General features: G+C 57.3%; 15 protein-coding genes and 2 tRNA genes. 5 read left to right on the top strand and 12 right to left on the bottom strand.

Annotation, left to right across the window (positions count from 1 at the left end):
• The first annotated feature begins 59 nt into the window (after window positions 1-59).
• The 3 genes from ACGYK2_RS04835 (at window position 60) to ACGYK2_RS04825 (ending at window position 4,026) form a co-directional block, all read left to right on the top strand.
• Window positions 60-1,154, top strand: coding sequence for an alkene reductase (locus tag ACGYK2_RS04835; RefSeq protein ID WP_271687591.1), 1,095 nt, complete (start codon window positions 60-62; stop codon window positions 1,152-1,154).
• Between the two features lie 232 nt (window positions 1,155-1,386).
• On the top strand, window positions 1,387-3,798 hold the full coding sequence (lon, locus tag ACGYK2_RS04830) for an endopeptidase La (RefSeq protein WP_271687590.1): 2,412 nt from the start codon (window positions 1,387-1,389) through the stop codon (window positions 3,796-3,798).
• Between the two features lie 153 nt (window positions 3,799-3,951).
• Window positions 3,952-4,026: transfer RNA gene (locus ACGYK2_RS04825), tRNA-Val, on the top strand.
• A 1,481-nt stretch (window positions 4,027-5,507) separates the two neighbouring features.
• Here ACGYK2_RS04825 and ACGYK2_RS04820 read toward each other — a convergent pair.
• From ACGYK2_RS04820 to ACGYK2_RS04810, 3 genes are all read right to left on the bottom strand, one after another.
• A complete protein-coding gene (locus ACGYK2_RS04820) occupies window positions 5,508-6,119 on the bottom strand; it encodes a hypothetical protein (protein ID WP_394374256.1) in 612 nt (203 codons plus the stop codon).
• Window positions 6,112-7,062, bottom strand: a complete 951-nt coding sequence (locus ACGYK2_RS04815) for a hypothetical protein (protein ID WP_394374255.1) — start codon at window positions 7,060-7,062, stop codon at window positions 6,112-6,114. Before ACGYK2_RS04815 ends, ACGYK2_RS04820 begins: the two co-directional genes overlap by 8 nt.
• A 788-nt stretch (window positions 7,063-7,850) precedes the next feature.
• Window positions 7,851-8,522, bottom strand: a complete 672-nt coding sequence (locus ACGYK2_RS04810; protein WP_394374254.1) for a recombinase family protein — start codon at window positions 8,520-8,522, stop codon at window positions 7,851-7,853.
• Between the two features lie 306 nt (window positions 8,523-8,828).
• Between ACGYK2_RS04810 and ACGYK2_RS04805 the strand changes: the two genes are divergently transcribed.
• Complete coding sequence (locus ACGYK2_RS04805) at window positions 8,829-10,613, top strand: SIR2 family protein (protein WP_394374253.1); 1,785 nt, start codon at window positions 8,829-8,831, stop codon at window positions 10,611-10,613.
• 337 nt (window positions 10,614-10,950) lie between these two features.
• On the opposite strand, the gene ACGYK2_RS04800 is transcribed toward ACGYK2_RS04805, so the two are convergent.
• From ACGYK2_RS04800 to ACGYK2_RS04760, 9 genes are all read right to left on the bottom strand, one after another.
• On the bottom strand, window positions 10,951-13,986 hold the full coding sequence (locus ACGYK2_RS04800) for a primase-helicase family protein (protein WP_394374252.1): 3,036 nt from the start codon (window positions 13,984-13,986) through the stop codon (window positions 10,951-10,953).
• 166 nt (window positions 13,987-14,152) lie between these two features.
• The gene (locus ACGYK2_RS04795; RefSeq protein WP_394374251.1) at window positions 14,153-14,413 is read right to left on the bottom strand and encodes a hypothetical protein; all 261 of its coding nucleotides are present in this window, start codon (window positions 14,411-14,413) and stop codon (window positions 14,153-14,155) included.
• A 158-nt stretch (window positions 14,414-14,571) separates the two neighbouring features.
• On the bottom strand, window positions 14,572-14,763 hold the full coding sequence (locus ACGYK2_RS04790; protein ID WP_394374250.1) for a hypothetical protein: 192 nt from the start codon (window positions 14,761-14,763) through the stop codon (window positions 14,572-14,574).
• 272 nt (window positions 14,764-15,035) lie between these two features.
• Window positions 15,036-15,374 carry a hypothetical protein gene (locus ACGYK2_RS04785; RefSeq protein ID WP_394374249.1) on the bottom strand — a complete coding sequence of 113 codons (339 nt, stop codon included), beginning with the start codon at window positions 15,372-15,374 and terminating at the stop codon, window positions 15,036-15,038.
• A gap of 413 nt (window positions 15,375-15,787) precedes the next feature.
• Window positions 15,788-15,931: a hypothetical protein gene (locus tag ACGYK2_RS04780; RefSeq protein ID WP_394374248.1), complete on the bottom strand. Its 144-nt coding sequence runs from the start codon at window positions 15,929-15,931 to the stop codon at window positions 15,788-15,790.
• Window positions 15,921-16,172 (bottom strand): hypothetical protein, encoded by a 252-nt coding sequence (locus ACGYK2_RS04775; protein WP_394374247.1) that lies wholly within the window; start codon window positions 16,170-16,172, stop codon window positions 15,921-15,923. The genes ACGYK2_RS04780 and ACGYK2_RS04775 overlap by 11 nt, the downstream gene beginning before the upstream one ends.
• Window positions 16,172-16,660: a hypothetical protein gene (locus ACGYK2_RS04770; protein WP_394374246.1), complete on the bottom strand. Its 489-nt coding sequence runs from the start codon at window positions 16,658-16,660 to the stop codon at window positions 16,172-16,174. Before ACGYK2_RS04770 ends, ACGYK2_RS04775 begins: the two co-directional genes overlap by 1 nt.
• On the bottom strand, window positions 16,660-17,193 hold the full coding sequence (locus tag ACGYK2_RS04765; protein WP_394374245.1) for a hypothetical protein: 534 nt from the start codon (window positions 17,191-17,193) through the stop codon (window positions 16,660-16,662). The genes ACGYK2_RS04770 and ACGYK2_RS04765 overlap by 1 nt, the downstream gene beginning before the upstream one ends.
• A gap of 170 nt (window positions 17,194-17,363) precedes the next feature.
• On the bottom strand, window positions 17,364-18,896 hold the full coding sequence (locus ACGYK2_RS04760) for a phage integrase SAM-like domain-containing protein (protein ID WP_394374244.1): 1,533 nt from the start codon (window positions 18,894-18,896) through the stop codon (window positions 17,364-17,366).
• A 79-nt stretch (window positions 18,897-18,975) separates the two neighbouring features.
• On the opposite strand from ACGYK2_RS04760, the gene ACGYK2_RS04755 reads away from it, so the two are divergent.
• Window positions 18,976-19,052: transfer RNA gene (locus ACGYK2_RS04755), tRNA-OTHER, on the top strand.
• Window positions 19,053-19,055 lie beyond the last annotated feature (3 nt).

The raw sequence follows: 19,055 nt of genomic DNA, 5'->3' as shown, positions 1-19,055 counted from the left end.
CTGCAAGGTGGCGGGGTCTTAGGTGCCTTGCACATTCTATTGCAAGGAAAGGCCCGAATATGACCGAGAAGCTTTTTACCCCTTTCACCGCCGGTGAGATCGCGGCCGAGAACCGTTTGGTAATGGCCCCCCTAACGCGCAACCGCGCGGATAATGAGACCGGCGAAGTCTCGGACATGCATGTCGACTATTATCGCCAGCGGGCCGGCGCGGGCATCATCATCACCGAAGCCACCCAGATCAGCCCCGAGGGCAAGGGCTATTTCCAGACCCCCGGCATTCATAGTAAGGGTCAGGTCGCCGCGTGGCGCAAGGTGACCGACGCGGTCCATGCCGAAGGTGGGCGGATCGTCATCCAGCTTTGGCATGTGGGCCGGATCAGCCACACCTCTCTACAGCCCGATGGCGGCAAGCCTGTCGCGCCTTCTGCTATCGGCGCTGGCGTAAAAACCTTCACCGCCAATGGGTTCGAGGATACCTCCGAGCCACGCGCGCTTGAATTGGATGAGATGCCGCGTCTGGTCGCCGACTATGCCCATGCCGCCGAGATGGCCAAGAAAGCTGGCTTCGACGGGGTCGAGGTTCACGGGGCCAATGGCTATCTGCTGGATCAATTCCTGAAAACCGGCAGCAACAAACGCGAGGACGCCTATGGCGGCAGCGTGGAAAACCGCGCGCGGCTGCTGTTCGAGGTGCTGGATGCGGTGACGGAAGTCTGGGGCGGCGAACATGTGGGGCTGCGCCTCTCGCCCTTTTCGCCCGCCAACGGGATCGAAGACGCCAATCCGCAAGAGACCTTTGAATATGTCGTGAAGGGGCTCAACCGCTACAACCTGTCCTATCTGCACCTTGTCGAAGGCGCGACAGGCGGCTCGCGCGAGTTGGACGAAGGCGAAAGCATCGCCGCGCTGCGGGCGCTCTTTGACGGGCCTTACATGGCCAACAACGGCTATGACCGCGAGATGGCGATCAAGGCCGTGGCCGAGGATAAGGCCGATCTGATCGCCGTGGGCCGCCCCTTCATCGCCAACCCCGATCTGCCGCGCCGCTGGCAGATGAACGGGCCGCTGAACGAGGGCGATACCGATACCTACTACGGCGGTGGGCGTGAAGGCTTTACCGATTATCCGACGCTGGAACAGGCTGAAGCCTGACCGATCAGGGGCGCCCGCGCGGCGCCCCTGTCTTACGACGCGTGCAATTGGGGCGAATTCACCCCATCGCGCGCTTGCCTCCACCCCGCCGAAGCGCGATGATGGCGGCCGAATAGCCCGCAAGGGATTGAAACAGGCGGATGGGATGCACACATGTCCTGTCCAGAAAAGGGGATGTCAGAGGCCGCCTATAACAGGGGCCCGGATGTCTTGCTAAGATAAGGAATTGAGCATGTTAGAGCCACTGAACGCATCCTACCCGGTGCTTCCGCTGCGCGACATCGTCGTGTTTCCCCACATGATCGTGCCGCTTTTCGTTGGCCGCGAAAAATCTGTCCGCGCCCTTGAAGAGGTGATGGCGGACGATAAACAAATCCTGCTGTCGAGCCAGATCGACCCCGCCGAGGATGATCCCGACACATCCGGCATCTACAAGGCCGGTGTGCTGGCCAATGTGCTGCAACTGCTGAAACTGCCCGATGGCACCGTGAAAGTGCTGGTCGAAGGGCAGGCGCGGGTGCGCATCACCGAATACCTTGAGAACGACAATTTCTTCGAAGCCCGCGCCGAGTATCTGACCGAGATGCCGGGTGACGCGGCCACCACGCAAGCGCTTTTGCGCACCGTGGCTGATGAGTTCGAGCGCTACGCCAAGGTCAAGAAGAACGTCCCCGAGGAAGCGCTCGCAGCCGTTGGCGAAAGCGCCGAGCCTGCACGTCTGGCCGATCTCGTGGCCGGTCACCTCGGCATCGAGGTCGAGCAGAAGCAGGACTTGCTGGAGACGCTCAGCATCTCCGAGCGGCTTGAGAAGGTTTACGGCCTGATGCAGGGCGAGATGTCCGTGCTGCAGGTCGAGAAGAAGATCAAGACCCGCGTGAAGTCCCAGATGGAGCGGACGCAGCGCGAATACTATCTGAACGAACAGATGAAGGCGATCCAGCAGGAGCTGGGCGACGGCGAGGACGGCAAGAACGAAGTTGCCGAACTCGAAGCCAAGATCGCCGAGACCAAGCTGAGCAAGGAAGCCCGCGAGAAGGCCGAGGCCGAGCTGAAGAAGCTCAAGAACATGTCGCCCATGTCGGCCGAGGCCACCGTGGTGCGCAACTACCTCGACTGGATGCTGTCCATCCCGTGGGGTGTGAAATCCCGCGTGAAGAAGGACTTGGGCCGCGCGCAAAAGGTTCTCGATGACGATCACTATGGCCTTGAGAAGGTCAAGGAGCGCATTGTCGAGTATCTGGCCGTGCAACAGCGCTCGACCAAGATGAAAGGCCCGATCATGTGCCTCGTCGGCCCTCCGGGCGTCGGCAAGACCTCCTTGGGCAAATCGGTCGCCAAGGCCACGGGGCGCGAGTTCATTCGCATCTCGCTGGGCGGCGTGCGCGACGAATCCGAGATCCGCGGCCACCGTCGGACCTACATCGGCTCCATGCCCGGCAAGATCATCCAGGCGCTGAAGAAGGCCAAGACCACGAACCCGCTTATCCTACTCGATGAAATCGACAAGATGGGGCAGGACTTCCGTGGCGACCCGGCCTCGGCCATGCTCGAAGTGCTCGACCCGGAGCAGAACGGCACCTTCGTGGACCACTATCTCGAAGTGGAATACGACCTGTCGAACGTGATGTTCCTGACCACCTCGAACAGCTACAACATGCCCGGGCCGCTCTTGGACCGGATGGAGATCATTCCGCTGTCGGGCTACACCGAGGACGAAAAACGCGAGATCGCCAAGCAGCATCTGGTGGCCAAGCAGGTCAAGAACCACGGCCTGAAGGAGAAGGAGTTCAAGATTGAGGACTCCGCCCTGACCGGCATGATCCGCTACTATACCCGCGAGGCTGGCGTGCGGAATCTTGAGCGCGAGATCGCCAAGGTGGCGCGCAAGTCGCTGACCAAGATCGTCAAGAAGGAGGCTGAGAGCGTCACCGTCACCGGCGACAACCTCGAAGACTACCTCGGCGTGCGCAAGCACCGCTTCGGCTTGGCCGAGGAGAAGGACCAGATCGGCGTTGTGACCGGGCTGGCCTATACCTCCGTGGGCGGCGAGCTTCTGAGCATCGAGGCGCTGCGCCTGCCGGGCAAGGGCCGGATGAAGACCACAGGCAAGCTCGGCGACGTGATGAAGGAAAGTATCGACGCGGCCAGCTCCTATGTCCGATCGATCTCTCCGCAGATCGGGGTCAAGCCGCCGAAGTTCGACACGCTGGACATCCACGTGCACGTGCCTGACGGCGCCACCCCCAAGGACGGTCCCTCGGCCGGTCTGGCGATGGTCACCTCGATTGTCTCGGTGCTGACGCAGATCCCGGTGCGGCGCGACATCGCCATGACCGGCGAGGTCAGCTTGCGCGGCAACGCCATGCCGATCGGCGGATTGAAGGAGAAACTTCTCGCGGCCCTGCGCGGCGGCATCACCACGGTGCTGATCCCCAAGGAGAACGAGAAAGACCTGCCGGACATCCCCGACAACGTCAAAGAGGGGCTGACCATCATCCCGGTGGGCCATGTTTCGGAAGTTCTGGAGCATGCGCTGGTGAGCAAGCCGATAGCGATCGATTGGGACGAAGCCGCCCAAGAGGCCGCCGAGGCCGCGGCGATGAAGGCCCGTGCCGCAGGCGTGGATGCCACGACCACGCATTAAGGCGGAGCGGCCTGTCAGAATGTCATGAACGCGCGCCTTTCGGGGCGCGCGTTTTTCGTATTCACAATGGGGCAGGCCGTGCCGCATCTCGCGACAGTTTTTGCGCCAAACCCTCTTGCAAGCCGCGCCGCAATTGGCTACTTCGCCCCGCAAGGGTGATTAGCTCAGTGGTAGAGCGCTTCGTTCACATCGAAGATGTCAGGAGTTCAAATCTCTTATCACCCACCATTTCCTCCCTCCCCTTAGTCTCTGAAAATAAAACAGAAAAAACGAGCACCGTTCTGAGAAGAGTAGCAGGAGGGGCGTAAAAGGGTAGCAGGCGGAGTAGCGGGGCAGGGCCACTTGCGTTCGATTCGGGTCTGCTAAAAACCTCTTCGTGGTCGCCTCCCTGATCGTCTTGGCTAGCGGATTAAGGAAGCTTGGGACTGAAGTGTCGATCAGCGAACCCCAGCTAGGTTTGTTTCAGTTTGACCTTGGAGGGTGGAGTTCCAGCCGACCGCCTAGACCGTATGCCTCTGACGGCGAACCACGAACAAGCTATAAGACTCCATAAGTTTTTCTATCCTGTTAGTCCCAACGCTGGTCCGCCAATGGCGGATACAGAGGCGTAGCCCGAGTGAGGGCTTTCTGGGTAGTACATAGAATTTACTGCCGGATGGTCAGTTGCGGATTGAGTTCCGGTTGACAGGTAGATCTTACATACTCGGAAGTACCACTGGGTTGGCTATGTGACCCACGTTATCAAAATCGGCCTCGATGCAGATCTCCACGCCTCCCCCCGCTTGTCCAAAGAGAGGAACAGAAGCGCCGGCGCTATAAAGAATATTGGCAGGAGGTCTTAGTTCCCAACGGAAAATAGAAGGTGCGACATTTGGGAGTGCGTACCGACCGACAGCGGCGAATCCAGTAGGGATAAACGGACATTCTGAAGGAGGGAAGCCATACAATCCTTGGCCAGCAGATACTCGCCCTCCCTTAGGGTCTATAGCTCGACTACGGGGGAACGGCTCTGCCCGGAAAAAAACTGTCCCTTGAGTTGTATGTCCGGTGAAAGGTAGATGCCCATGAACTAACGGTCTTCCACTACTAGACATTGAAGGCTTTGGCCCTCTTGGGGTGGTGGCTGGGTCAAACGGGTCAAGCAGAAATCTGAAATGTATATTCGCATCGACAGGCAGAAGGTCCTCGTAGTCCGCCGAGTCAAGAGACTCGCACCATTTGTCGAATGCGTGGATGTGGTAGTCAAATGGAGCCGTAGCTGCGCTCAAGATATCATATTGTGCACCGAGCCATCCTGCCTTTGCAAGCCATGTGGCAATCTGCGGTAAGTCTTCGTCCATATCGACAAGTATCGTTCCGCCTATCACTAGTGAAACAGTCTCTGTGTTTTTTTGGGCGACTAGGTGGTAGCCCATTGCCCACTCGTGACGTAGCAGGAGCATCTCGTGGTAAACTTCATATGGAATAAATTTAATCGCCAAAGTTCTAATCCAAATAGAATTTCATCGTATAAGTAATGAATATAAACCGGGTGCGGGTAGTCCGACAAATCTCATTTCAATTATGCCGGCCACAAACAACTTGCGCGGCTTGGTTTCTCGGCCTTCTCAGCCTTGTAGGATAAACTGGTCTTGGCCGTAGTAAGGATGTTTCCCGGAGCGCTTTTTAAGTCCCCGCAATTTTTGTTCGAATCTGCGTATTTGCTAGCATTATGCAGTGGATCCCTTCTGAGCGTTCACTTTCCTCTTTTGATCGAAGAAAAAATTCACCCGGATTACGATCCTATAAAAGGTGAACACGCTTTCGATAAGAACAAAAAAGAAAACAGAAATTAGTAGCCGGTGAGCTAAGCCCAGATACGGGCGAAAGATCTCTAAGCTATTATTTTGGCTAAGAAAAGTATTGAAAGCGCTGTTTGTAAAGGTGGTGAGCCCCGAAGCGTTGAATGCGAAAAGAAGTGCAAGCAGTACGCTTAGAAACGTTGTAACGTTATAGTAAGAAATATTGAAAAATAGCTCGTCGGAGAGGACATTAAGCCGCTTCCGCCTAGCTTCGTCTTCCAGACTATCGGCTTCTAACTCTTTTTCTCGCTCACTACTCACCAGAAAAAAGAGCACACTGAAGCCAAAACCTACGAGTATGGATTGCACAGTGATCACTGCAGAGACCGCTGCATCTGATGGGGTTCCTAACACCCAAGCGAAGATGAGAGATGCTGCCAAGAAAGACAGCATTCTTGGGACGACACTTTTCCTTCGATTGGAGCGGTTGTCGTAAAAAGTATCGTTGTTCCGCCGAACGATCTCGACAAGATTAGTCATCCATCACCTTGTTAATGATCTCGTCTGCTAACTTTTTAACCATCTTTGCTTTTGCTTTCTCAAGAAGTGGCCAGCCATCGTCATCGAGCTCAACGTCGAGATGAAACTTTGTTGCCCTACTCGTGTGCCCAAATAGATACACCGTCTTTGTGCTGCGTGACTTCTTTTTCCGTACGGTAACAACACAGTCCCGGATGTCCTCGTCATCCACAGAGAAAATCTCGTTCTTGCTTAGCATCGCCGCCACCTGCTTTTTTATCTCAGCGACAGGTTGACCCACCATTGAAAGTAGCTTTTCCCGCACAGTGAGTTCGAAAGCCTCATCCTTGCCCGATTTCCGAAACGCCACCATACTGCCGCTGCTGAATACATTTCCTGCTGCCAAAGCCTCATTGCTGCTCGATAAAGTGACCCTGACTTCCTGAGGAATCGTGTTCATATAGTCCTCTGCCTCTGAAAAGTACGAGCAGGCCCTAGCGTTGGGCCCCAATCCCAACATCTTCAATAGTGATCGGCTAAGTGAGGTGTAGTCTCCGTAGTTCCCTAAATACTGGCAGCCAAGGTAGATACGACCGCTCTCTGAGTAGTATAGCAGAAAGCAAAAATTCCGTAAATTGAGAGTCTCCGCAGCAATTTTCCCCTTTTCAGTGTTTTCAAATGAGTGTCCCCAATATGCAGAGCGAAATTGGCCAAAGAAAGTTCGGTCATCAACCTTTTCCAATTTTAGGAACGGTACGATCTTACCGAACTTCACGCTGTCAAAATCGTGAGGATCATTAAGATCAGGTTCCGGTTGTGCTTCAATCTTCGCTGTAAGATCGTCAAATTCCTGCTTCAAGAATTTCGACGCTTCAAACTGTCCGTCTTCCTGACGAACGCCTTTTTCAAAATAGTGAAAGCTGACTGATACGCTTTCTTTCGTGCTTGTTGTAGGCAAATCCACAGTCCCTTGATGCTATACTCGAAGTTGTATAGCTGGCGGGACCTGATGCCAACAAATGAATGCCTATGCCCGATGACGCAAACTTCTCGACCGCAAAAGTTGACTCAACCTATATGAAGCTTGGTGGAAATACTCTCGCATCAGTTTGGCTTCTACTTCATTCTGCCTAGCTGCGGTCTCACACGTGCATTTCGATTCAGAAAGAAGGACAAGGTAAGGATGCTTGTTGCAGGAACCGTTAATGGACCTCGTGGAGCGGGATACACGGACAAATGGGGGAAAGTCGCGTTATCACTGACTGCTCTAGAGATACCAAATTTAGCCTGAGGTTGAGCCGTGCAGCAAAAACAGGGGCCGGAACGGATTACACCCCATGCCGCGCTATTCTCAGTTTCGGCGAAGATTTTCTGAGCGCCAGTTTACGAGCTTCAAGCGGGGGGCGTATTTGGCTGCGGGGCCCCCGGTTAGAGTCTCGCGCAGTCGAAAAGGTTTCTCGCTTTTTGCACGGATGCAACTTGCAGGCCTCATCAGGCGGAGTCTGCAACTTTTTCCGTTAATTAAGTTGCATAGGTTCTGGCGGCTACTGCGCCCGCTCTTGGGGTGGGTGTATACCCCATGGACGGGTCCCATAAAGCTTTTATTGTAAAGACCTTTAATGGGTGCTCTAGCGCGCGCCGCACAACTCCATTAACTTACTCCTTACCTTACGTCATGTTATGCCGATTCCACCGGTATTAGCCCCTTTTAGCCCTTCTGAGGCCCGCTGGCGCGGCCCCGAACCATCTTGGTCAGGCGGCGCGGCTGGTCAGCCTGTCAGCGGCGTTCTTGACGCTCATTGCAGCCCATTTCTTGCCCCTCGGAGTCGGCACCTTCGCGGTGTTCAATGCGTCTGCGATCTTCTGGTAAGACGAACCGGATTCACGCATTGGAAGAATGATTGAGGCGACACGGTCAGCAGCCGCGTCTGCGGCTTCTTGCACTGCCCTATTTCGCTTCATTGTCTTGTCGCGAAGACCTCCAAGTATGACACCACGGGCCTTGGCTGCGGCGAGTGCTTGCTTGGTGCGAAGGCTGATAAAGTTGCGCTCTTGCTCCGCCAGCGCAGCATAGATATGGAGCTGGAACGCGTCAGCGTTAGGCATGCTCGCAACCCTTATTTTCAAGGCTTTATCGTCCATAAGAGCCGCAATGAAGCTGACCTTTCTGGACAGGCGGTCAAGCTTGCTGACAAGCAATTCTGCACCCTCTTTCTTCGCCTGCTCAATGGCCTTCTGTAGTTCCGGACGGTGCGCGTTTGCGCCGCTCAGAACGTCTGTGAAGATGCTCAGTACCTCAAAGGGAACGTCCGAATAGTTATTCAAGAAGAGGGCGATATCGCGGTCCTGAGCTTCAAGTCCCAGCCCGGATTCACCCTGTGCGGCGGTCGAGACTCGGCGATAAATCACATACTTCTTGGTCATGCAGGCCTCCATAAAAAACGTCATCGTTCGTTGTGCTTTTTATATGGCATGTGTCAGCATGATTTGCGAGTCCTTTCAATTGCTTAGGTTGAAGGGGCGCGTTTTGCAGCGGATTGGAATATGATATTTATGCACCAGTAAGCAATGTGCCACATCGGAGCATGTTCACATGCGACGCCTCGAAGGCGGCTGGACAGGGGGTTGGGCCTAGTGCGGGTAATCGCTGTGTCGTGGACACCTTAGAAGCCGGGCGATATGACATTTAGGTTAGCGTCTAAAGATGAAAATTTGAATTGAGGGTTTTTCATGGTCGGGTTCGGTGATCCAATTACGCAAGCCGCGTTCTCAATACACGAAAACAAAGGGGTGTTCGCCCTTATGCTAGGCTCGGGCATTTCCAGAGCTGCGGAGATACCAACCGGCTGGGAAATTACGCTTGATCTTGTCCGCCGGGTTGCTGAGGCCGAAGGCGCAGAAGAGCAAGCGGATTGGGCCAAGTGGTATATCGAGAAAGAGGGCAAAGATCCTGACTATTCGGACCTTCTTGCTAAACTTGCCACCACGCAGGCGGAACGCAGGGCAATACTGCACAGCTACATTGAACCAGACGACGAAGACCGCGAAGAGGGCCGAAAGCTGCCCACAGATGCGCATAAGGCTGTGGCGCGTATGGTGCGGAGTGGCCATGTGCGGGTTATTGCGACCACCAACTTTGACCGTCTAATCGAGAACGCCCTTCGTGAAGAGGGTGTTGAACCAACGGTTGTGTCGTCTGTCGATACCTTGAAGGGAGCGGAGCCTCTTGCCCATTCCGCCTGCTATGTTTTCAAGGTCCACGGCGACTACAAGGACACGCGAATCCTGAATACGGATGAAGAGCTTGACGGGTACCCGGAAGAGTTCAACGGTCTTCTAGACCGTATTTTTGACGAGTACGGTCTTATTATCTGCGGTTGGTCCGGCGAGTGGGATCATGCATTGCGCAGCGCCGTTACGCGCGCGCCCAATCGGCGCTACCCGCTTTTCTGGGCGTCACGCGGTGACTTGAAGGGCAAAGCCAAGGAGATATCAGACCTGCGCGGCGGGATCACAGTCCCCATTGCGGACGCGGACTCGTTTTTCGTCGATCTGAGCGAGCGAGTACGGACACTGGAGCAAAGCAGGCGACGGAATCCCGTTGGGATTGATATGCTTGTGAGCCGGGCGAAGCGATATTTGGCAAAGCCAGAATACCGAATTCAGTTTTCAGACCTGCTAAATGGTGAGGTCTCGAAGATTATCGAAGTGCTTGAGAGCGACGAAATGGCGCCGGGAAAGCCGTGGTCTGAGGATGAGTTTAACAGGCGCGTCAACGCCTATGAAAGTATTTCGGAAGGGCTAGTGAAGATTTGCGGGCTAACCGGTGTATGGGGGAATGCGAACTTTCTCAAGTACGCTACAGAAGCGATCAAGACTTTATGGGAAGTCTCTCAACCTCAGACCGGCGGAACCGTGGTGTATCTGAACATTCGCGGGTACGCGGCAGTTCTGGCGTATCAGGCCATGGCATTGGCACTCATCGACTCGGGTCGGTGGAAAGAGTTTCGTGAATTACTCAATGCGAGCATTTGGGATGAACACAACCCGGAAGCAACAATCCTACAGAACATGATGCCACTGACTTGGAAAGGGAGCGAGCAAAGCACTTGGCGGCATCTGCCCGAATTTGAACGTCGCCGCGCCCCTTTGGCGGATCATCTTTGTGCCTATTTTGAACAGCATTCAAAGGCGTTCCTAGGGGCCAAGCGTGCTCTCAGCCAAACCTATCTACTGAGCGAGCTTCTACCTGCAGTCGCTACTCTTGACCACTACGCTCTGGACAACCTAGAGGAAATGCTTCGCGAAGAGGGCGGAAGGGGACACTTTTGGGCACCCGTCGCTGGTCGTATGGGATGGGACCATTGGCCCATGAAGCGCCTGTATGAAAAGTTTGAAAACGGGAACCTTGCAGAAGAGATAGCTGCAGTCGGTTTTGGTCGAGGTGACGCCAAAATTGTCTTGGCTTGTTTGAAACACATACAGCGTTCGGTTGGCAATCTGCATTGGCACTAAAACGCCTGCGTAGCTGTGCCAACCTCCGAACCCCCAGGTAACCTCCAAGGCCTTGGAGGCGGTTTCGACCATAAAAATAAAGGGCCAAACGGCACTGGCTCCAAACCTCCAAGAGAATCTAATTAAAAATAATTGGAAGGGGACACACACCAAGGATATGAGGGTGTGTGTGTCCCCGCCGGATTTCCAGGAGCGGGTACATTCTTTGGAGGTTTGGAGGCAGAAGCATTTGAGCTAAGTATAGTTGAGAAAAACGTCTCCAAGGGTTTAAAACGTCTCCAAGGGTTTGAAGGCGCATGGAGGCTGCGGTTCAAAGCTCCGGCTGACGCTGGGACGCTCATTCGGTCCCAAGCAATGCCTTGTCCACGTTCTCGCCCAGCACCTCAGGCGGGAAGAGCCAAAACCGCATATCCCCATGCTCACCGCACCGCCCGCGCTTTTCTGCGATTTCCACACCGAACAGCCGCTTAATCATCGCTACTACGTCCGAGTCCTCGGCATTGTGCTTGTTCCCCGCCCCCTCAACGTAGGCCCGGAACGCTGCCACCGGGACGCGCAAACCATCCTTTCCAGCGGTGAAGGTTTCGTCGTAACCGGCAACGCGCAAGGTCGCTTCGCGCTCCCGCAATACGGTCAAGACGCGGCGCATTGCAGGCCGCATTGAATTGTACCCCATGACCCGACGCTCGGGCGTCTCGGGCGCGGTGCGGACGTCTGCCCAAGTGAACCCGGCTGACGCCGGGTCGTACCGTTCCAGATAGGCCAGCAGCATGGCCATTTCCTCGCCCTCAATCGCGCTGGTCAGCGTGTTGAAAAACGCAGTCTCATCCTTCTCGGCAGGATCGAACCGCAACACAAAATATCGCCGCTCCGAGCCGTTCATTTCGATCAGGACCGGCACCGCCTCATTCGAGTCGAAATAGAAGCGCGTAAAGGACGGAACAGTCACAAGACTAAAACCCTTTACCTCGACCTGAATTGAGGCTGAGTCCATAAGTGCCTTCAGCGTGCTGGAAACCTTCGGGTTCGCGCCGAAGACAGCTTCATTCACCACCACCAACACGCACTTGCTCAGGTGTTCTCCCGCGAACTGGCCAAGGACATGTTTCTCATTTTCAAGCTGCTTGAAATGCGGTGCGGCAAGCTTAGAAAGCAGCGCCCCAAAGCGCCCCTTGCCGATCCCGCCCTTACCGATGCCAATGATTCCCGTCCCCGGCTTCTCTCCGGGGCGCTGGACAAGGTGGGCCATCCAGAGCAACAGCCACGCCAGCTTTTCCTCGCTGCCGTCACACACGATACGCAACAGAAAATCATGCAGCACGGGGAAGTCGCGCTTATCGCCGTACTCGCCCGGAACGCCCTTGAGCTTCCGGCCCTGATACATGTTAAAATCATTCATACCCGGCACCGTGGGAGGCGGGGCAAATACAAGCCCGCTCTTGCGCTTGGCGGTTTCAAGGTAGGTCTGCGCCGGGTTAACCAACTTGTCGCCTTCCATGATCTGCCGATCAAGATGCAGGTGAAGAAAGTCATCCTTACGGTAGACCGCGATAGTGGAATCGAACTCGGAATTAAAGGCGTTCAGGTCCGGCTTGCGAACGATGCGGAAATGCCCGCCCAGATCACAGGGCGCGTAACGATGACCAAGGGTAGCCAACGCCGTTTCCATGTCACCCCCCAGCGGCTCGGCGGGGTCGAGACTGACATTGTCCGGCTCGCCTTCCAGAGCATTTGCATAAGCCGTGTGGCGCTCCGCCGCCTTGTCCGCCGCGTATGCGGCCTTCTCTGCGTCCAGCATCTCGCGCCCCCGGCGCTCCACGCGCTTCCGCCCGTTGGCGTCAAGATGCGCCTCAGCCAACTCGCTCCACATGGCGACGGCCTTGCCGCCTTCACCAGCCTTGCAAATACCGGCATAGATCGCGGCGAGGTGGTCAGCGCCTGCGTTAGCAGGCAGGGCCTTGAAAGCGCGGTGCACAGCGGCTGGGGTCTTGAGCCAATCAATCCTGATTTCTTCGTCCACGTAGTCCGCGCGGTCTACCGTCACCGCCTCGCCGTCCACTTCTGACGGGTAGAACATCAGGTCGCACAAGAGGGCAGAGAACGACTCGCCATGCGGCATGTCGGTCTGTTCTTCGATTAGGCGCAAGAAATCGCAGGTATAGAGGCCTGAGCAATGGTCGTGGTGACAGTAGATAATCGCCGTTTCATCTGCACCGTCCCCAGCAGCCGCCCATGCCATATCCTCGCCAGAGGTATGATCGCCTGCATTCGAGCAGAGAATATCGACGCCGCGTCCAGCATGACCGCGCACGTCCCAGCCGATCATTTCCAGAAAGGCGGGAAGGTCGAAATACTCGCCATGATCGCTGGCCCACGCCAGAAGGTCGAACCCATCGGACAGGAATGCAGGTTCGCCCTGTACACCTCCAATGCCGCCCTTATCGCCTGACGGCGCGCGGCGGGTATACTTGGCGGCATCACCAACCGGCATGTCATCCAGCATCAACCCACGGCCTGCCAGAATGTAGTGCTTGAATGCTGCGCCCTCGGGGCGTGCCGGGGCGTGCATCATCTGCGAAGGAAGCGCCCCCCGTGAATCAATCTCGCCGCCCTCGGGAATGAGCATTTCGAGAAACCCGAAGTACCGGCTCTTCCATTCGCCCAAGCGCTTTTCCCACGCGTTCGGATCATCATCGCGATTGCCCAGCTCGAACGGCTTAGCCAACAGAATGATAATGCGGAACCGGTCACTTCCGGGTCCGCCCTTGGTGGTGTGGGAATGGGTCGTGTAGACCACCGCGAACAGGCCCAGTTCCCGCAGGCGCGAGATAACCTGTTCGACCGTGCACCCCCCGTCAATATCGACTGAGACGGCGCGGATACTCAGAATCTTCTTTTCCAGCTTGTAGCAAAAGTCCACGCCATTCCGTCGCTTGTGCGCCCGCTGGCTCTCTGCAAAAAATAGCGCGTTGCCGCCTTTCAGATCCTGTTCGGGATGCTGCGAAAGGAAGGTGGTAATGGTCTCCGCCCACGTCTGTTCGTGGCGCTCCCAATTGCTCCCAAACGTACGCGGCGCGGTGGCGGTCGTGCCCACGACAACGGGCGTATTCAGCAGCGCGGCGCATTCCGGGGTGGTCAAGTCACCGATCACCATTGCATCGCCGAAGCGATCCATCATCGGGCGGGAAAAGCGGATTACATTTCCATCGCTGGTGTGGTTATACAACCAAAGCGGCGGCTCTTCACGCTCCGGGGTATCCTCTTCACAACTATGCTGCCGCTTGGCAGATTCTTCCAGTTCTTCAGCGGTCATTTTCAATCCCGCCATTTCAAACGGGTTCATTTCTTCGGCTCCAGTGCTGCTTCTTGCCATGCTCTATTTCTCCTTTGGTTAGTCAGGTTGTGGTCATGTCGGTTCTTTTCTGGTCTGCCGCCGCCCCATAGGGGCAACGTGCGTTTTCCTCGCTCTTGGCGCGCCCTTCCAGAGCGTCTTTGGGTATTGTCAGGCCCTTGGCGGGGCCCTTACCAATTCGGCCAGTTCACAGCGTGGCGCGGTATTCGCGCACAGCAGTTTTTGCTGCGCGCTCGGCAACGCCCCATGCTGCGTCTTCATTCCAGCCGCTGTGTAAAGCTATGAACGCCGCTTCCGATGCAGCAGCCTCGCCCGCGCCCCTAAGGTTATCTTCCTGGGCCTTTTCTGCCTCATCCGGATATGAGAGAAGAGCATGGGTCGCCGTGTCACCAGCAATTTCGAAGAGCAAATTGCGCTTTGCTTCAACTGTTCGGTAAAGGACCTGCACTCACTCTGCCGCGCCCTGCGACAAATGGGGGATGATGGCTCTCCGCCACCACGGGCCTGCGTCAAACAGACTTGCCGCGAGGGGCATATCACCTTCAGCAATGGCCGCTTCGATCTCTGCTGGGCGCGCCTGTACGCGCTTGGGGTTTCGACTACCCATTACGCCCCCCCCCCCCCCGGAATCGGCTTTTCCGTCACGTTCAGAATTTCGCGTGCGAGGTCGCGCAGCGCGTCCGTGGTGCCATGGTCGAGCGGCTGCAAGGCCACCTCCGCCGTCTTGGTGGTCAGTTCGATCAGGTGCCCTTCGCGGGCCTCGCGGATGGTGTTAGTCGCGTCGATTGAGTTCAACATGTTGTGCCTCCGTCTTGCTGTTGATGCCGTGAAACATCGTGGCCTCGCCGAGCAAAATCAAGCATAACGCATTGAAGTTGTGTGATTTTCAGTGACGATCAGTGTCACCGAAAATGACACATCATGGGAATCCGCACATCCTAGAAACCGACTCCCCCGGCAAGCTCAGGCGGGCATTGAGGTTTCTCACTCAGGGCGGATGTCACTTTCAGTGACAAATGGGAAATAGCACATTTCAGCGGCCCAAGATGACGTAGCGTCAACATTGCGGCTCAGGCAGCGTGCGTCTCGCCGTGCACCGCCGCCAGCGCTCGGAACAGCCCCCACTGAAGCCGCATCCGCAGCACAGATTCGTCCCCCGCCGGGGACCGGCTACCGGTCCACCAGCCAGCGTGACGCGGGCGGGGGTCAGGTTCAAACCCGGCACCGCTCAGCGCAGGTTCGGTATCAGGGCCAAGGATGCGCCGAAGGCGGTCCATGTCGCTCTTGGTGATATAGTAACCGCCGAGTCCGCAGCCGTGGCGGTCGTGGCACCACATGGTGGCGTGCAGCATCCGCTCCGCTTCCCCAGCGAGCGTGCCGGGCGTGTTCATGAGGGCAAACTTTGCCATCGTCGTTTCCTTGTCTGCATAGGAGGGCTAGGAACACCGGCGCAGGCAAAGAATGTCCTGCGCCGGGGGGTGGCGGATACTTCCGCCACGGGGACCGGTGGAGCTTTCCACGGCAACCCACCGGCTAGGTGATCTGGTCCCCGAATTCTTCTACGAGAAGGCGCGAAACTGCGCGTTCGATTTCGCCCGCACTGGCCTGGAAGCACTGATAGTCGGGACACGCCATCCGGGCCGATTGCCAGAGCGCCTGTCGTCGAGCTGCGCGGGCTTGTGCCTTGGTGAAAGCGGGGCGGTTGAACATGTCACGCTGCATCGCGCTGCGCCTCCCACTCCGCGATCTGGGCGGCGATCTGGGCTTTCTCTTCGGCGAAGTCTTCCGGCGTCCACGTGGCCCGGACGGCCTCAGCCTGCGCTCAGCGGCGAGCGCGTTCGTTCTTGCGAGCCGCGCGCTTCCGGCGCTCCGCAGGCGGAAGCGAATGGTGGTTCGCATTGCCCCAGTTCGGCTCCGCCGTCACGCCGGGGTCAGGCGCGCCCAGCACCCGGACGCTATCGACCATAGCGTCGGCCTCCCTCATCGGCGTCTTCGGTAAGGCCGCGCAGGCGGTTGCGCCGGATTTCGCCAGGGGTCAGCTCCGGCGCGCTCAACCGTTGCGCCAGCGTCTGATAGTCCTGTTCCGTGAGACGGTGGCGCGGAAAAAGGATGCACTGCCAAGTCCGCTCACCTTCGCGGCGGAACAGCGTGTGCCAGCTCCCCCGCTGGGCGCGTACGGCGGTTTCAATTTCAGCGAGGGTGACCATCACAGCAGCTCCCACTTTCGAGCCAGCCACAGCCGGGTCTGGTGGTCGTCGACGTCCTGCAGCATCCGCAACTTTTCGTCGCGATCTTCTGCGGTAACCGGGACCGATGCGACGCCCATGTCGCGCGCGCGGCTCATCTTGCGCGCGGAGGCATCGGTGTGGCGTCCCGCCGGGGCATCGGCGGTGATCTTGTTCAACTCCGCCACAGTTGCGGCGCGGGCGTCTTCGTCGCCAGCGGCGATAGCCTTCTTGCGCGCCACATCGGACAGAGCCGGAAGGGCCAGCAGCTCGCGCTGGTAGGCCTCTTCGTCCAGCTCCGCCCCCAGCGTCGCATTGCGAACCTCGCGAAGGTTCAGGACGTCCTCAGGCTCAAGGATGACGCCCTGCGCCCGCGCGTCGGTGATAGCCTTCCGCGCCAGTTCGGACCACCGCGCGGCCAACGTCTTGGACGCCTGTACAATGTCGGTGAAGGATGAATGGTCGCTCATTATGCGGCCTCCTGAATAGTAATTTGATTGTCGAGCGCCGCGCAGTTGTTGGAGACGGCGAAAGCGGCGGCGAGGCCATGCGCATCGGGCGATGCGCCACCGGTCAGGACCCATGCGAGAACGGTCGGGTAGAGGGCGAACAGCTCGCGCAGTGGGGGGAGATTGCGTACGATGGTGGGCGCGCACATGCGGCTGTCGCCCACGCCCATCACGAAGGCATTCTGTGCGGCGCGCAGGCGGTCGCGCATAGCCTCAGACGGAAGCCATTCCGCGAACGCGCGCGCCAGCGGCAGGGCCTCAGGCTCTACGTACAGGTCATGGCCGAAGAGGTCGCGAGCGGACACGGTCAGCGCCTTTACAACCCCTTCGTCCACTTCCTTGCCCTTCAAGGTCTGGATGGCTGCGGCGAGGTGGTAATAGCGCCGCCCACGTTCGCGGGACGGGATTCGGTAGGCGACGCCCTTGAGGCGGCGGGAGGCGGTCGCTTTGGACGTGCTGGTCGCGGCAGCATAGGACTCAATTGTGGTGTACAAACTGCTCATTCCTCGTTTGTCGGAAAATTTTGTCGCGGTGCGACTTTGTGCTTGCATCTATACCATAAATATTGCAGCGAGTCGAGTCCATGTGGCGATTCGGTTTCGCCGGTGCGCTGGTTGGCAGGCAAAAAAGGCCCGCTAACGCGGGCCTTCACCAATGCATCTATTCACCAGTATTCTATTCGATCCAATGTCTTGCGAAGCATTTGTAATCCTTCGGGTGAGTCATTCAGCCGCGTCTTGTAGTTCCGTAGCTGCCCCTGTCCGGAAACGTGCCCGGTGATCCCGCGAATGGTGTCATCGGAGTGACCGGCGCGCTGTAGACGGTCCACAAGTGTGTCCTTGGTGCTGTAAAGAACGTGGCGGTCATTGGTGAAGCCGGCTTTCCTGATCGCCTTTGTGAACGAGTCTGACATGGTCCCGGCAGCGGACTCAGGCTTGGTCTTGCCCAGCTTCCAGCCGCCGTCTTGCATGAACTGGTGAAATCCGGCGAGGTGCTTGCTCAGGGGCAGGGTGCGGCTGATCCCGGTCTTGGTTTCGGTTATGAAGATCGAGTCCGGGGTCACGTTTTCGGGCTTCATGCGGAAGATTTCGACCGGGCGAGCGGCGGTGTAGAGCGCGACGCGGAACGCCCACTTGAAGGCCTCTTGACGGTCGGGGCTGTACCGGGATTTCGGTCCCCATGCCTTCTGTGCGATGTTCCAAACCGTCTTTATCTCTTCGTCATCGAACCGTTGCCAGCGCGCGTCTTCAATGTGGGTTCCGGCGCGGGGCATCTTGACTTTGGCAGTAGGTAGGGCGTCGAAGTCCGGCACTAGTTCCTCGCTTATGGCCCAGCGCATGATTGCAGCAACCGGCGAGAAGTATTGCGCGACCGAGTCCGGTTTCAGCCCTTCGTCCATCAGGTAGTCGCGGTACATTCGCAGGCGGTCGGGGGTGATCTGCTGTAAGGTCAGGTCACCCATAAAGGCAGTCATGCGGTCGATCTTGGTGCTGTAGCTGCGCTGTGTGGCGGCGGACAAATTGTGCAGCTTGAAGTATCGTTCGCGCAGGGATGTCAGGCGGTGTTCATCGTCACCGATGACGCCGGGGGCGATCTCTTCGAGGCGAGAGAGGAGGGCGGCGTGTAGCATGTCCCAAAGCCGCCGCTGGCCCCCTGACGGAGGCGCGGGTCGTAGCTCTTCTGGGGCCACCGGGTTGCCTTCAAGGTATGTCGCATCGCCGAAGGCCATGAACAGATGGGTTGCAAGGCGGAGATATTCGTTTGGGGTGCCTTCCGCGTGTTCCATCACCTCTGTGGTCTGTGACCAAAGGTTCTGGACGCCTACTATTGCTGCCGCGTCTTCCTCTTCTTCTCGCTCCTGTTTCTCTGGTGTGATCGCGGCAGGGGGTAAGCCGGGGCGGGGGCCGTCTTTCTGTAGCCGTTCCATGGCCGCGAAGTGGTCAGCGGCGCGGATCGTGACTGCGTCAGCGGTCGCCTGTGCCCGTTCGACTGGGTCGCCTGATTTAAGGCGCTCAATCAGGGTGTCGTGGCGCTTCTTGTGCTTGAACCACTTTTCATGCGCGGGTTCGAGGTCGCGGCCCAGCGAGTAGTTCCATTGTTCGCGGCGCAGTAGCTCGCGCAGGGCGAGGGGTACCTTGCGCTTGTAGCGATAGAGGCCATCTTTGGTCTGGACCAAGTACTTAATCTTCGTGTTCACTGGGGGCCTCTTTTCGGCTAGGAGTAGCAAAAAGAGTAGCAGATGTGGCTAAAAAGAGTAGCAGTAAATGGTTGTTTTGGGGATGATTCTGGCGAAAAGCCCTAAGGAAAGGGGGGTAGCGCAAAGTGGGGAGTTCAAATCTCTTATCACCCACCATTT

This window comes from Sulfitobacter sp. 1A10359, assembly GCF_043558145.1.
GTDB classification, from domain to species: Bacteria; Pseudomonadota; Alphaproteobacteria; order Rhodobacterales; family Rhodobacteraceae; genus Sulfitobacter; species Sulfitobacter faviae.
The sequence above is the reverse complement of the archived record's forward strand: the minus strand, read 5'-3'. Positions and strand labels throughout refer to the sequence as shown.

What these genes read in the sequence shown, in the direction of transcription:
- ACGYK2_RS04835 (WP_271687591.1), top strand. Translation starts at nt 60, where the DNA reads ATGACCGAGAAGCTTTTTACCCCTTTCACCGCCGGTGAGATCGCGGCC.
- lon (WP_271687590.1), top strand. Translation starts at nt 1,387, where the DNA reads ATGTTAGAGCCACTGAACGCATCCTACCCGGTGCTTCCGCTGCGCGAC.
- ACGYK2_RS04820 (WP_394374256.1), bottom strand. Translation starts at nt 6,119, where the DNA reads ATGACTAATCTTGTCGAGATCGTTCGGCGGAACAACGATACTTTTTAC.
- ACGYK2_RS04810 (WP_394374254.1), bottom strand. Translation starts at nt 8,522, where the DNA reads ATGACCAAGAAGTATGTGATTTATCGCCGAGTCTCGACCGCCGCACAG.
- ACGYK2_RS04805 (WP_394374253.1), top strand. Translation starts at nt 8,829, where the DNA reads ATGGTCGGGTTCGGTGATCCAATTACGCAAGCCGCGTTCTCAATACAC.
- ACGYK2_RS04800 (WP_394374252.1), bottom strand. Translation starts at nt 13,986, where the DNA reads ATGGCAAGAAGCAGCACTGGAGCCGAAGAAATGAACCCGTTTGAAATG.
- ACGYK2_RS04790 (WP_394374250.1), bottom strand. Translation starts at nt 14,763, where the DNA reads ATGTTGAACTCAATCGACGCGACTAACACCATCCGCGAGGCCCGCGAA.
- ACGYK2_RS04785 (WP_394374249.1), bottom strand. Translation starts at nt 15,374, where the DNA reads ATGGCAAAGTTTGCCCTCATGAACACGCCCGGCACGCTCGCTGGGGAA.
- ACGYK2_RS04780 (WP_394374248.1), bottom strand. Translation starts at nt 15,931, where the DNA reads ATGGTCGATAGCGTCCGGGTGCTGGGCGCGCCTGACCCCGGCGTGACG.
- ACGYK2_RS04775 (WP_394374247.1), bottom strand. Translation starts at nt 16,172, where the DNA reads ATGGTCACCCTCGCTGAAATTGAAACCGCCGTACGCGCCCAGCGGGGG.
- ACGYK2_RS04770 (WP_394374246.1), bottom strand. Translation starts at nt 16,660, where the DNA reads ATGAGCGACCATTCATCCTTCACCGACATTGTACAGGCGTCCAAGACG.